This window comes from Thiothrix sp. (assembly GCF_028714775.1).
Classification (GTDB): domain Bacteria; phylum Pseudomonadota; class Gammaproteobacteria; order Thiotrichales; family Thiotrichaceae; genus Thiothrix.
In genome coordinates this window covers 56,235-68,483 of sequence record NZ_JAQTLS010000001.1, presented here as the reverse complement: position 1 = coordinate 68,483, position 12,249 = coordinate 56,235, and the positions used below count along the sequence as shown (strand labels likewise).

Annotated in this window: 16 protein-coding genes; 7 read left to right on the top strand and 9 right to left on the bottom strand. The window is 53.9% G+C overall.

Annotated elements, in window-relative coordinates; genetic code table 11:
• Positions 1 to 34 precede the first annotated feature (34 nt).
• On the top strand, positions 35 to 454 hold the full coding sequence (locus PHE17_RS00355; RefSeq protein WP_301013791.1) for an OsmC family protein: 420 nt from the start codon (positions 35 to 37) through the stop codon (positions 452 to 454).
• 13 nt (positions 455 to 467) lie between these two features.
• Here PHE17_RS00355 and PHE17_RS00350 read toward each other — a convergent pair whose 3' ends face one another.
• Together PHE17_RS00350 and PHE17_RS00345 are read right to left on the bottom strand one after the other, a co-directional pair.
• Positions 468 to 1,148: an ABC transporter ATP-binding protein gene (locus tag PHE17_RS00350; RefSeq protein ID WP_301013790.1), complete on the bottom strand. Its 681-nt coding sequence runs from the start codon at positions 1,146 to 1,148 to the stop codon at positions 468 to 470.
• Positions 1,141 to 2,205: an efflux RND transporter periplasmic adaptor subunit gene (locus tag PHE17_RS00345; RefSeq protein ID WP_301013789.1), complete on the bottom strand. Its 1,065-nt coding sequence runs from the start codon at positions 2,203 to 2,205 to the stop codon at positions 1,141 to 1,143. Before PHE17_RS00345 ends, PHE17_RS00350 begins: the two co-directional genes overlap by 8 nt.
• 108 nt (positions 2,206 to 2,313) lie before the next feature.
• Here PHE17_RS00345 and PHE17_RS00340 point away from each other — a divergent pair, with 108 nt between their 5' ends.
• Positions 2,314 to 2,709 (top strand): SseB family protein, encoded by a 396-nt coding sequence (locus PHE17_RS00340; protein ID WP_301013788.1) that lies wholly within the window; start codon positions 2,314 to 2,316, stop codon positions 2,707 to 2,709.
• On the opposite strand, the gene cysQ is transcribed toward PHE17_RS00340, so the two are convergent.
• Both cysQ and nudE read right to left on the bottom strand, forming a co-directional pair.
• On the bottom strand, positions 2,706 to 3,503 hold the full coding sequence (cysQ, locus tag PHE17_RS00335; RefSeq protein ID WP_301013787.1) for a 3'(2'),5'-bisphosphate nucleotidase CysQ: 798 nt from the start codon (positions 3,501 to 3,503) through the stop codon (positions 2,706 to 2,708). The genes PHE17_RS00340 and cysQ overlap by 4 nt on opposite strands.
• Positions 3,504 to 3,514: 11 nt before the next feature.
• The gene (gene nudE, locus PHE17_RS00330; RefSeq protein ID WP_301013786.1) at positions 3,515 to 4,063 is read right to left on the bottom strand and encodes an ADP compounds hydrolase NudE; all 549 of its coding nucleotides are present in this window, start codon (positions 4,061 to 4,063) and stop codon (positions 3,515 to 3,517) included.
• Positions 4,064 to 4,080: 17 nt separating this feature from the next.
• Between nudE and yrfG the strand changes: the two genes are divergently transcribed.
• Both yrfG and PHE17_RS00320 read left to right on the top strand, forming a co-directional pair.
• The gene (yrfG, locus tag PHE17_RS00325; protein ID WP_301013785.1) at positions 4,081 to 4,767 is read left to right on the top strand and encodes a GMP/IMP nucleotidase; all 687 of its coding nucleotides are present in this window, start codon (positions 4,081 to 4,083) and stop codon (positions 4,765 to 4,767) included.
• Positions 4,768 to 4,848: 81 nt separating this feature from the next.
• Positions 4,849 to 5,367, top strand: coding sequence for a copper chaperone PCu(A)C (locus tag PHE17_RS00320; RefSeq protein WP_301013784.1), 519 nt, complete (start codon positions 4,849 to 4,851; stop codon positions 5,365 to 5,367).
• A gap of 62 nt (positions 5,368 to 5,429) precedes the next feature.
• On the opposite strand, the gene PHE17_RS00315 is transcribed toward PHE17_RS00320, so the two are convergent.
• Both PHE17_RS00315 and PHE17_RS00310 read right to left on the bottom strand, forming a co-directional pair.
• On the bottom strand, positions 5,430 to 6,032 hold the full coding sequence (locus PHE17_RS00315) for a C40 family peptidase (RefSeq protein WP_301013783.1): 603 nt from the start codon (positions 6,030 to 6,032) through the stop codon (positions 5,430 to 5,432).
• A gap of 123 nt (positions 6,033 to 6,155) precedes the next feature.
• A complete protein-coding gene (locus PHE17_RS00310; RefSeq protein WP_301013782.1) occupies positions 6,156 to 7,106 on the bottom strand; it encodes a sigma 54-interacting transcriptional regulator in 951 nt (316 codons plus the stop codon).
• Positions 7,107 to 7,238: 132 nt separating this feature from the next.
• Here PHE17_RS00310 and PHE17_RS00305 point away from each other — a divergent pair, with 132 nt between their 5' ends.
• Entirely contained in the window at positions 7,239 to 8,195 is a 957-nt protein-coding gene (locus PHE17_RS00305; protein WP_301013781.1) for an ROK family protein, read from the top strand.
• On the opposite strand, the gene PHE17_RS00300 is transcribed toward PHE17_RS00305, so the two are convergent.
• Both PHE17_RS00300 and truC read right to left on the bottom strand, forming a co-directional pair.
• Entirely contained in the window at positions 8,121 to 8,534 is a 414-nt protein-coding gene (locus PHE17_RS00300) for a hypothetical protein (RefSeq protein ID WP_301013780.1), read from the bottom strand. The two genes, PHE17_RS00305 and PHE17_RS00300, sit on opposite strands and share 75 nt — an antisense overlap.
• A 33-nt stretch (positions 8,535 to 8,567) precedes the next feature.
• Positions 8,568 to 9,287, bottom strand: a complete 720-nt coding sequence (gene truC / locus PHE17_RS00295) for a tRNA pseudouridine(65) synthase TruC (protein ID WP_301013779.1) — start codon at positions 9,285 to 9,287, stop codon at positions 8,568 to 8,570.
• A gap of 221 nt (positions 9,288 to 9,508) precedes the next feature.
• On the opposite strand from truC, the gene speD reads away from it, so the two are divergent.
• Positions 9,509 to 10,321 carry an adenosylmethionine decarboxylase gene (gene speD, locus PHE17_RS00290; protein ID WP_301013778.1) on the top strand — a complete coding sequence of 271 codons (813 nt, stop codon included), beginning with the start codon at positions 9,509 to 9,511 and terminating at the stop codon, positions 10,319 to 10,321.
• Between the two features lie 299 nt (positions 10,322 to 10,620).
• A complete protein-coding gene (locus tag PHE17_RS00285) occupies positions 10,621 to 11,193 on the top strand; it encodes a C40 family peptidase (protein ID WP_301013777.1) in 573 nt (190 codons plus the stop codon).
• Positions 11,194 to 11,249: 56 nt separating this feature from the next.
• Here the strand turns inward: PHE17_RS00285 and PHE17_RS00280 are convergent, their stop codons facing one another.
• Positions 11,250 to 12,170: a DUF3530 family protein gene (locus PHE17_RS00280; RefSeq protein WP_301013776.1), complete on the bottom strand. Its 921-nt coding sequence runs from the start codon at positions 12,168 to 12,170 to the stop codon at positions 11,250 to 11,252.
• Positions 12,171 to 12,249: the final 79 nt, after the last annotated feature.

The following is a 12,249-nucleotide window of genomic DNA, read 5'->3' as shown; positions in this document are numbered from 1 at the left end:
AATCCCTTTTTCGGCAATGATTAGGAAGTAGCGCGTGAAAGCAAGGGTCAAGTGGCTGGATAATATGAGTTTTGTGGGTGAATCCGGCAGTGGGCATTCGGTCGTGATGGATGGGCCACCAGAGCTGGGTGGGCGAAATCTGGGGGTGCGCCCGATGGAAATGTTGCTGTTGGGGTTGGGTGGCTGTGCTTCCTTTGACGTGGTATTGATCTTGCAGAAATCCAAACAGCAGGTCACTGACTGCGAAGTGGATATTGAAGCCGAGCGTGCCGACAAGGAACCCAAGGTTTTCACCCGCATCCACCTGCATTTTATTGTCAAGGGACACGATTTGTCGGCTGAAAAAGTCGAACGTGCCATCCGCCTGTCAGCAGAAAAATACTGCTCTGCCTCTATTATGTTGGGCAAGACGGCGGAAGTAAGCCATGACTTTGAGTTGCGGGCGGCTGATTAAGGTCGCGCTGGTTTCAACTTTCCCCCGCTACCTTGCCGTCGACCATGCGGATGCGCCGTCGGGCGCGTTTGCCAATTTCCGTATCGTGCGTCACCACCACCAAGGTAATGCCCCGCGCATTCAGGTCTTCAAGGATGCGGATCACTTCCGCGCTGGAATGCGAATCAAGGTTGCCGGTCGGTTCATCCGCCAGCAGCAGCGGGGCTTGCAGGATGGTGGCGCGGGCGATGGCAACACGCTGTTGTTGTCCGCCGGAAAGCTGCGCGGGGCGGTGGTCGGCACGGTCGCTTAAGCCTAGGCTTTGCAGCGCAGCCTGTACTTTGGGGGCGCGTTCACTGCTGGGCATTCCGGTCAGCATCAGCGGTAATTCCACATTTTCAGCAGCGCTCAAACGTGGGATCAGGTGGAACGATTGGAAGATGAAGCCGATCTTTTTCCGCCGCACTTGCGCCCGTGCTTCTTCCGGCAGGGTTGCCAGCTCGCGCCCTTCAAAGCGGTAAGAACCCGCATCGGTCTGATCCAACAGCCCCAGCATATTGAGCAGGGTCGATTTGCCGGAGCCGGATGGCCCCATGACGCTGATGTAATCGCCTGCGTGGATGTCGAGGGTAACATGATCCAGCGCGTGGACAGTTTCATCCCCCACCTGAAAGTTACGGCAAATGTCATGCAGGGAAATAAACGTTTCACTCATCCGTCACTGCCTTTGGCTTAGCAGCAGCCCCTTCTTCAACCCCAGCAGCACCCGGCGTGGTGACGATGCTGTCGTTTTCTTCCAACCCAGCGCTCACTTCGGTAAAACTCCAGTTGCTCAGGCCAGCGGTAATCTTGCGCTTTTCCAGCGTACCTACGGGATTGAGGCGGTAAACATACTTGCTTTCCAGCACCGCTTCGGTGGGGACGCGCAGGACATTGGCGCGGGTTTCGAGGATGATGTCCACATCCGCACTGTAGCCAACCAGCAAATCCTTGAGGTCGGCGGGATTGGTGAACGCCAATTCCACTTCGACAGTACGTGCCTGTTTTTCCAAATCAATCACGTAAGAACCAACCCGCGTGACCTTGCCGGGGAAATCACGCCCCCGCCAAGAATCCAGTGTAATGCGGGCGGGTAGGCTGGGTTTGATTTTCGGCGCATCGACTTCATCAATCGGGGCGCTGACGAGGAAACAGCCGGGTTCAATCAGGTCAATGATTGGCAATGTTTGGATGCCGGGTGGCGAGGGCGTGACGTATTCGTTAAGTTCTCCATTAATGTCAGCAATCACCCCGGCGAACGGTGCGGCAAGCACTGTGCGTTCCAGTTGGGATTGCGCGGCCTTGCAATTGGCCTCGGCAACCTTGGCGGCAGTTTGTGCCTGATCCGCTGCTTCGCTGGAAATGCTCGCGGATGTGCGTAAGCGTTCGGCGCGGGTGGCGGCGCGGCGGGTTTCTTCGGCTTGCAGGCAGGCGGCGTTGAGGCTGGCTTGCAAGTCCTTGTTCCACAAGCGTAATAGCACATCGCCGGTATTGACGTGCGCACCTTTGGCAAAAGGTAACACACTGATTTGCCCGCCAATGGAGGGCGATAGTTTGGCACGGCGGCAGGCTTTCACTGTGCCTGCGCGGGTATTGGCTACGCTGGATTCGACCGTGCCATGGCTGACCTTGGCAATGCTGACTTCCAGTGCTGTCGGGTGTTGTTTGTGCCAGAACCACCAGCCAACCCCGGCGATGACCAGCAGAATGAGTAGAATGCGGAGAACACGCATGATGAAACTCCTTGTATGCCCATTTTCATTATAGTCCACAGGGGTCATTGTGCCTGATTCCGGTATTCATTACCCTCTCACCCATCAATGACTTTAAGGATTATGGAAATGAACCCACAAACGATGAATGCGGCAGAAGAACTGCTGTTGAAAGCCCAGTCCGGCGAATTGGACAGCGAAGCTTTCATCCAGCAGTTGATGGAAGTGTCGGTTTTCATGCCGATTTACGAAAAGCACCAAATCGGCGGGCTACAACCCACCACCGGCGACCAAGCCGTGCCGCTGACACTGGACGATGAATCTGGGCAGAAAGTGCTGATCCTGTTCACCAGTCCCGAACGGGCGAAAAACTTCGTGCGTGATTTCCCCGGTTACGGCGGTGGCTTACTGGCAGAATTTAAGTGGGTCATCGAAAAAGTGGGTGTGGGCTACAGCATTTCCATCAACCCCGACAGCGAGCTGGGGATTGATTTGGAAGTGGGGCTGTTGCAGGGCTTGCACTAACTTTCGCCTAAATACTGTGACCAATCGTGGTAATCGCGCCCAAACACGAAGAAGTAAGGGTTCAGCAACGAATCCTTGGTGTTGTAACGCATTGGTTGCATGTCAGTGCGGGTGAAATACCCGCCTGCTTCTTCCACGATGATCTGCGCCGCTGCGGTGTCCCACTCGGAGGTTAGCCCCAAGCGTGGGTAAATGTCCGCCGAACCTTCCGCCACTAGGCAGGCTTTCAAAATACTGCCCATCACCCCGTAATCGTGTGCGCCGATACGTTCCAGAAACTGCGGCATGATCGGGTCACGGTGCGATTTGCTGCCCATTACTTTCAGCGGGCTGGCGGTGGCGCGGGTGGCGATCGGGAAGGTTTCACCTTTGGCTTGTTTGAAAGCGCCATTGCCGAGGCTAGCAAACCAGGTTTCGTCTAGTGCGGGAGCGTGGACAACGCCAATGATCGGCTCATGGTTGTGGATCAGCGCAATCAGGGTGCTGAATTCGCCATTACGCTTGATGAATTCACGGGTTCCATCCAGCGGGTCGACCAGCCAGTAGGTTTGCCATTGGCTGCGTTCGCTGAAGGGCAGTTTCGCCGATTCTTCAGAAAGCACGGGGTATTGCGGTGTCAACGCGGTCAGGGCATCAACAATGTGGTGGTGCGCCGCCATATCAGCCGCAGTCAGCGGGGAAGCGTCGGCTTTGTGCTCAATGCCAAAATCCGCCGAATTGTAAACGGTCATGATTTTAATCCCCGCTTGCTGGGCAATCTGGACGGCGGCGTGCATGAGGGCGGGTAAATTCATTGCGTGGTTTCCTAGCCGTGTTGTTTTAGCCAATCTCGTGCCAAATACAGCGCTAGCAGGCTGCGGCCTTCGGTGAAATCGGGTTGTAATAATAATTCGTCAAAATTGTCGAGCTTCCACGGTACGACTTCCAACGGTTCGGGTTCGTCGCCCTCGCAGCGGTGTGGGTATAAGTTGCGGGCGAGCACGAGGTTGGTGTGGTGCGCCATGTAGCTGGGGGAAACGCTGACGCTGCGTAACAGGTGCAATTCGTGCGCCGCGTAGCCGACCTCTTCCTGAATTTCGCGGTTGGCAGCGTCGAGTATGTTTTCGCCGCGTTCGACGTGGCCTTTGGGGAAAGCAAGTTCGTAACGTTCGGTTCCGGCAGAATACTCGCGGATCAGCAATAACGTGTCGTCATCCAGCAGCGGCACGATAAGCACCGCGCCGTGACCCCGGTTGGCAAGGCGTTCGTAAATGCGCCGTTCACCGTTGCTGAATTCCAAGTGCACCTCTTCCACATGGAACAGGCGGCTGCTGGCAACGGGGCGCGTTTCGTGTATGGTTGGCAATTTTGACATGCGAAGATTCTAGCACGATGAATGATACAAAAAATGAATTCCTGCCACCGATCAAACTGGACTGGGACGATATTCAAACCGTGTTTTTGGACATGGACGGAACCCTGCTGGATTTGCATTTCGACAACCATTTCTGGCTGGAACATTTGCCAGTACGTTTGGCACAACAGCGTGGCACAACCCCGGCGGAAGTCAGTGCATGGCTGCACCAACGTTACACTGAAATGGAAGGCACGCTGGAATGGTACTGCTTGGATTACTGGCAGCAACACTTGGGCACGGATTTAGTGGCGCTCAAGCACGAAATCGCCGACCGCATCGCCATCCGTGCGCATGTGGAAAGTTTCCTCGAATCCCTGCACCAGCGCGGCAAGCGGGTGGTGTTACTGACCAATGCCCACCAGAAAAGCGTCGGCCTGAAATTCGGCTATGTGGCGCTGGAGCGTTACTTCGACCACATCATTACCTCGCACTCGCTGGGTTTGCCGAAAGAGGATGCTAATTTCTGGCAGAAACTGCATGAAGTGGAAGCCTTCGACCCGGCACATTCACTGTTCATTGACGATAATTTGCACGTACTACGTTCGGCGCAAGCACATGGGGTGCGTTATTTGCTGGCAATCCATCAGCCGGATTCGCAACAGCCGCCGAAAAATACCGAAGAATTTACCGCCGTTGCGTGTTACACCCAGTTGATGGGATAACGTGTGTGAAATCACACAGTTTCAGCATTTGCAAAGTTTGCTACGATGGCTATACGTAACCATCGACAGGAGAAAATACTGATGAAGCCTTTGTTCCGTGCCGCCGTTTTGGGCGTATTGATTTCCCTGACTGCCGCTTGCAATGCTGAAAATGACGCCGGGAAAGCCGCAGCGCCAAAAGCTGCTGCCGTTGCTGCGAAAGCGGCTGATAGTGTCAAAGTTGAAAACCCGTATGCCCGCGCAGTGCCGCCGGGTCAGCCTAACAGCGGCGCATTCATGACCTTCGTGAATACGGGGGATGTTGATCACAGCGTGAAATCGGCTGCCAGCCCAGTTGCCGCGACGGTGGAATTGCACACCCACACCAACAACAATGGTGTGATGGAAATGCGCCAAATCCCACAAATTGATGTGCCAGCGAAAGGGCGCACCGAATTAGCACCGGGTGGCTTGCACATCATGCTGATCGGCCTGAAACAAGACCTGAAAGCAGGCGAAAATGCGCAAATCACCCTGTCCTTTGAAGACGGTAGCACTACGGTAGTGAATGCCCCCATCAAGGAAGTCACCCCGCCTGCAATGGGCGGAATGCATCACTGATGGCATAGAAGAAACTCCTCCTCTTGTTCCTCCCTTGATAAGGGGAGGTTAGGAGGGGTTTTTCAGGAATACATAGGGCGGCAAGCACCTTGGATGCGCCCGAAGCCGACCAAACGGCGTTTCCAATAGCCACTTAATTTGCTGGTAGTAATGCTTTTGCCTGTGCGCGGTGCGTGGATGAAGCGGTTGTCACCGAGGTAAATGCCGACATGGCTGACCCGTTTGCCGCGTGTTTTGAAAAACACCAGATCACCTTTCCGCGCTTCCGTCTCGGATACTTTCGTGGCGGCGCTGTATTGTGCAGCGGCGGTGCGAGGGAGACTGACGCCCGCCCCTTGCTGGAAGGCGTATTGGGTCAGGCCGCTGCAATCAAAACCCGTTGTCGGGCTGCTGCCACCCCAACAATACAGTTTGCCTTGCTGCTTGCGGGCGCACCACGTCACTTTTTCCAAGGTGTTATTGCTTGCTTTACCCGAGCGTACCAGTAGCGTTTTGTGCGGTTTCGCGGATTTGTGTGCTTGCGCTTGCCGGTTTTTATCCGGTTGCGTGGTTTGTGCGGGTGTTGCACCCGCCATGTTGCGTGGATTGACACTGCATCCTGCGAGCACCAACATTGCGCCGCCCAACAGGGAATATTTCAACGCTGAGATTTTATCTTGCCACATGTTCCATACCTCCAGTAATGAAACCCGTATGCAACCAGTTTGGTTGACAGGCTTTGGAGGTGGGTATGCATTCCCGACATGAGGCGCAAAACAGGCGCTGCCCTGAAAAGGCTGCGCTCGCTGTTACGCCATCGCTTGTTTTTTCAGCCGATAGTTCAGCGCGTCGCGGCTAATCCCCAACAGTTTGGCGGCGTGGGTTTTGTTGTTTTGGGTGCGTTCCAGCGCTTGGTTGAGCAGGTCGCGTTCCAATTCGTCCAGATTGACGCCATCTTCCGGCAGGTTGAAGGGGTTGGTGGAAACGACCCGTTTGGCAGGTGAGCGGATGTCCGCTGGCAAGTTGTGGAAACCGATTTCGCGCCCTGCGAGCAAGATGCTCAGGCGTTCGCACAGGTTGCGCAGTTCACGCACATTGCCTGTCCAGCCGTAACGCAACAGGTGTGCGGAAGCCTCCCGGCTCAAGGTGGCGGCAGGTTGCTTGTGCTGGCTGGCAAATTGTTGCAGGAAATGTTTCAAAAGCAAGTCAACGTCTTCGCGGCGGTCACGCAAGGGCGGGAGTTCGACCGGGATGATGTTGAGGCGGTAAAATAAATCTTTGCGGAATGTTCCTTGCCCTGCCATCGCATACAAATCGCGGTGGGTGGCGGCAAACACACGCACATCCATGCGTTTGGGTTGGGATTCGCCCAGTGGCAAGACTTCGCCGGATTCGAGGAAACGCAGCAGTTTGGCTTGCAAGTTCAACGGCAGTTCGCCGATTTCATCCAGAAACAGTGTGCCGCCCTCGGCAGCACCGATCAGGCCGGATTGGCTGTTGTCTGCGCCCGTAAATGCACCTTTGCGATGCCCAAACAGCAGGGATTCCGCCAAAGTTTCAGGTAAAGCCGCGCAATTGACCGCAATGAAGGGGCGCTTGCTGCGTGGGCTGGTCGCGTGCATGGCATGAGCCACCAATTCCTTGCCCGTGCCGGATTCGCCCGTAATCAACACGCTGGCATCAGTCTGCGCAATCAGGTGCGCGGAACGCAACACGGCTTCCATCAACGGGGATCGGGTTAGGATGTCATCAAAATGCATGGCAACGGCTACCAGTTTTATGTAAACAGGGGAAAACGGGCGTAATTTACCACTATTCCCCGGTTGAGAGTCATGACTTATTTCAAGTTTTGTGCTATTTGCTAACACAATCAACACAATAAGGTGGTGTGTGTGCATATTGGAATCGACCTCGGCGGTACAAAAATCGAAGCCTTGTTGTTGGATGGGCAAGGTCATGACTGTTTCCGCAAGCGTTTGCCCACACCGCAAGGGCAATACGACGCGACTTTGCGGACTATCCGGCAATTGGTGGAGGAAGCGGAACAGGTGGCAGGGCAAGCCTGTACGTTGGGTATCGGTACGCCCGGTGCGATTTCCCCCGCCACCGGCTTGATGAAAAACTCAAATTCGGTGGTGTTGAACGGCAAACCAGTGCGCACGGATTTGGAGAGCTTGTTGCAGCGCCCGATCCGACTGGAAAACGATGCCAATTGTTTCGCCTTGTCGGAAGCCACTGATGGCGCGGCAGCAGGGGCTTCTGTGGTCTTCGGCGTCATCGTCGGCACGGGTACGGGGGCGGGTATCATCGTGCATGGCAATGTTTTGACGGGTGCAAATGCCATCGGCGGCGAATGGGGGCACAACCCTTTGCCGTGGCCTCAAACGTCAGAATTACCCGGAAAACCTTGTTATTGCGGCAAAAACGGCTGCATCGAAACTTGGCTTTCCGGCCCCGGCTTTGAAGCAGAATACCGCTTGGTAACGGGCGCGGCATTTTCCGCTGCTGCCATCGTGCAACTTGCCGCGCAGGGCGACACGCAGGCTGAACAACTCATGCAGGCTTACGAAGAACGGATGGCGAAAAGCCTTGCGCACATCATCAATATCCTCGACCCAGACGTGATCGTGCTGGGTGGTGGCATGTCCAACATCCTACGTTTGTATGAAAACGTGCCGCAACGCTGGGGGCGTTATGTGTTTTCTGATCACGTCGCGACCCGCCTGTTGCCGCCGCTGTACGGTGATGCCAGCGGGGTACGCGGTGCGGCGTGGTTAGGCGCTGTAACCGCCCCGGTAAAAACGGTTATTGACCCGCGTTGGTGCGGTAGCGGGGATGGCTGCGGGTAACGGCGCTTTTTCTATGGGGCGTTCAAACGGCAAGACGGGGCAGATGCCGAGGATGTCCAACGCGGATTGGTGGGGGATTGCTGCTTCGGCACGGAACGGCACAAACTGGCTTTCCGAAAAAGAGCAGGAGCCACCACCGATATTGAGCAGGCTGTGGATGGCTGCTACGCCGTGGTCACGCCCGTGGGTGCAATGGGTGATTTTGCCGCTTTCCAGTGAAAACCGGCACGATGTATTGGCATCGGTAGCAATGAAAAACGTGCCAGATTGTTTCCAGCCCAGAATCTGTGCCAGCCGTGCCAGCATTTGGGCTAACGTTAATTGTGAATTCCTTTCCATGAATCGCCTCGCCTGTGGGACTATGTTTATTGATTACCGTTGGAAAGGAAGCAATAAGCGTACCACCTGTGCGAAATCTTCGGGTAAATCACCAGAAAGTGTTAGCGTTTCCCCGCTGTGTGGGTGTGTGCAATGCAAGCTGGCAGCGTGCAGCAGTAGGCGTTGCACCGAAAATTGCTCGCGGAAGAATTGGTTATGCTTGCCATTGCCGTGGGTGGTGTCGCCAATCATGTGGTGGGAAATGTGTTTCATGTGGCGGCGAAGTTGGTGCTTGCGCCCGGTTTTGGGGCATAGTTCCACCAGCGAGTAACGGCTGCTTGGATGGTGGTCAACACAGTACGGCAGTTCAAATTGCATCAATCGCCGGTAATGGGTGACGGCGGCTTGCGCAGGTTTGTTTTGGTCTGCTGCGGCATCGGCGATTTTATCCAACTCCTCTTTCAGTGGGTGGTCAATCACGCCTGCGTCATCGGTGTAACCACGCACGATGGCGAGGTACGTTTTCTGGATAAGTCCGGCGGTAAACTGTTCCGTCAGCCGCCGCGCCGTGTCGCTGTCGAGCGCGAATAGCAAGACGCCGGAGGTGGGTTTGTCGAGCCGATGTACCGGGTAGACTTTTTGCCCGATCTGGTCGCGGGTTAGCTGGATGGCGAAACGGGTTTCGTGCCGGTCAATCAGGCTGCGGTGTACCAGTAGGCCGGAAGGTTTGTTGATGGCGACGAGGTGGTCGTCGCGGTAGAGAATGTCGAGCATGATGGGGCGCTATTTGCTGTGCGAGGGGCAATATATCATCTGTTTTGTGGCTGTTGTCAACAGGGCGACCGTGTGTTGGGGTAATTTGAATTATTATTTCACTTGCACCTAAGGGCGTTGTTTTGCATAGTTCGCATCCATGCTGATTGCCCGGCAGTCAGTGGGGTTTGTGCCTGATAGGTGCGATCTTTCCCTTACCGAATTTGAGAGGACCACGAGAGTTGGTTGAGCGTCATCAAAAGCAGATCCGCCTGCACGGTTTCAATAACCTCACAAAAACCCTGAGTTTCAACATTTATGACATTTGCTATGCACGAAGTCCGGCGCACCGCGAAGAGTACTTGGCGTACATCGACGAGGAATACAATGCTGACCGTCTGACCAAAATACTGACGGACGTGGCGGACATCATCGGGGCAAACATCTTAAATGTGGCTAGGCAGGACTACGATCCGCAAGGTGCGAGCGTAACCATTTTGGTCTCAGAAGAGCCAGTGATTGCCGAGGACAAGTTGTCCAACTCGGCGAAACCCGGCCCTTACCCCGAAGATGTGGTCGCACATTTGGACAAAAGTCACCTGACGGTACACACCTACCCGGAAAGCCACCCGGACAATGGCATCAGTACATTCCGTGCTGACATCGACGTGTCGACCTGTGGACGCATCTCGCCGCTGAAAGCATTGAATTATTTAATACATAGTTTGGAGTCCGATATTGTCATCATGGACTACCGCGTGCGCGGCTTTACCCGTGATGTGAAGGGCAAGAAGCACTTCATCGACCACAAGATCAACTCTATTCAGAACTTCCTCTCGCCGGAAACAAAGCGTGCTTATTCGATGATGGACGTGAATGTTTACCAAGAGAATATTTTCCATACGAAGATGATGCTGAAAGATTTTGATCTGGATAACTACCTGTTTGGTCTGGGGAAAAACGATTATTTCGAGCGTGACCTGAAGCAGATTGAAGTGCAGTTACGCAAAGAGATGCAAGAGATTTATTACGGGCGTAATACAGGCAGCCTTTGACCGTATTGGTGTTAAAGAATCAGAATATTAGTTTATTCTTATATTCTGATTCTTCTTTGCTTAGTATATGATTTTAGTTGGTTATTTAAATAAAGTGGCGTATTTACAACAGAGTTGCTTATTTAAAACAATTGAAAGATTTAATATAAGAACATAATGAAATGTTGTCCAATTGCATTGTATTCCGCTCAAATTGTCTGTTAAGGTAGCTCCACGTCGGGAAGACGTGATATTCCTGAAATGGACGTCCTCAGGTTTTGTACCTCGGAAAGGTCAGATTCAAGATGAGTAGTGTTAGTGTGAAACCATTTATTCTGTGTACTGTTGGACTAGCCGTTGCCGTTTTGGCGGGCTGTTCAGAAAACACCAAATCAGCAGATGCCCTAGATAGTGATGGCTATGTTGTCCGTTTGGCTCATGCTAAAAATGCGCCAACCGTGTTCTCCAGAGCGCCGACATCCTTGAGTGGGGATGTGACGACTGTGGATCGGGTTGTCTGGAATGCGCAAAAGCAACAAGGCAAAATGTACCGCTATGGCGGCGAAACCCCTCAAACAGGCTTCGATTGCAGCGGCTTGACCCAGTTTGCTTTTGGTCAGGGTGCGGGTGTTTCCCTGCCTCGGACTGCCGCAGCCCAGTATAATGCCGCGATGAAAATCTCCCAAGATCAAGCGACTAAAGGTGATCTGGTTTTCTTCCATACGCACGGTAGCCGTGTCAGCCATGTAGGTATTTACCTTGGTAATGGTAAGTTTGTCCATGCACCACGCACGGGCAGGGCGATTACCACGGAAGCGCTGGATGGCTATTGGGCGCGGAAGCTGATTGGCTTTGGGCGCGTTCCCGGAGCTTGCAGACCTTCGCTTTCTTGATTAAGCGATAAAAAAGGCCGCATCATGCGGCCTTTTGCTTTTCTGGTTTGGTCTGTTTAGAGTGGTAGACTATTCAGCCAGTTGACGACAACGGCGGTCAGTTCTGAACCTTTGTCCGTGAAATTGTGGTTTGCTTCCGGCAATACCATTTGTTTGGATTGGGGGTTGGCTGCTTTTTGTATCATTGCCAGCCGTTCTGGCGCGGTATTGATGACTTGCGTGTATTCTTTTTCACCGTAGACATCCAAGACCGGCACTTTCATTTTGTCTAAGGGGAATGGCTTGATCAGGTCTTGATCGGTGTCCGTATCTCCCATGCCAAGGCCGATATAGGCGACAATTTCCCCATCACCCTTATTATCTATCCAGTCCATTGCCATGTGTGCGCCACAACTGTGCGCTGCCAGCACAATCGGTGCAATCCCTTTTTGTTTCAGGAACGCGATGCCAGCGTCGATGCGTTTGTCTGCATTGGCGAACAAGGGCACGTAGTCGAAATATTTGGCGTTATTGTCGAGTGCTGGCATTTGCAGGGAAAGGGTTGCCCAGCCTTTTTCCGCCAAACCTACCCGTAAGGGGTGGGTAACATCCGCCCAGTCAGGATGGTTGCCGCACCCGTGCAAGACGATAACTGCGCCGCGCGGTTGTTCGGCAGGGGTGAATATGCCCATGAAATCGTGGTTGCCATCGTTTAGGGTGGTGATTTCTCCGCCTGCGATGGAGCCTTTGATTTCATCCGCCATGCGTTGTTCGCGTTCGTAATCGGGTTTGGCATTGTCATCCGGTGCGGGTTTTGCTGGGGAAGGGGGCGTTGGTGTCGCAGTTGGTGTTGCCGTATTTGCAGGCGGTGGTGCGAAGACTGCGGCAGGAGGGGCTTTGGCTGCTGTGGGCATGGATACTTCAACGGGCGGGCGCATGACCATCAGGGTCAGCACTGCGGCAGAAGCTAGCGTGTAAAGGGCTGCGGCAGCTTTCATTTTCTCTCCTGAAATTTTCTATGTTTGTTTAAATAGATTGAAACATTCAAAATATACGATTGGAATCGGGTTGTGCTTT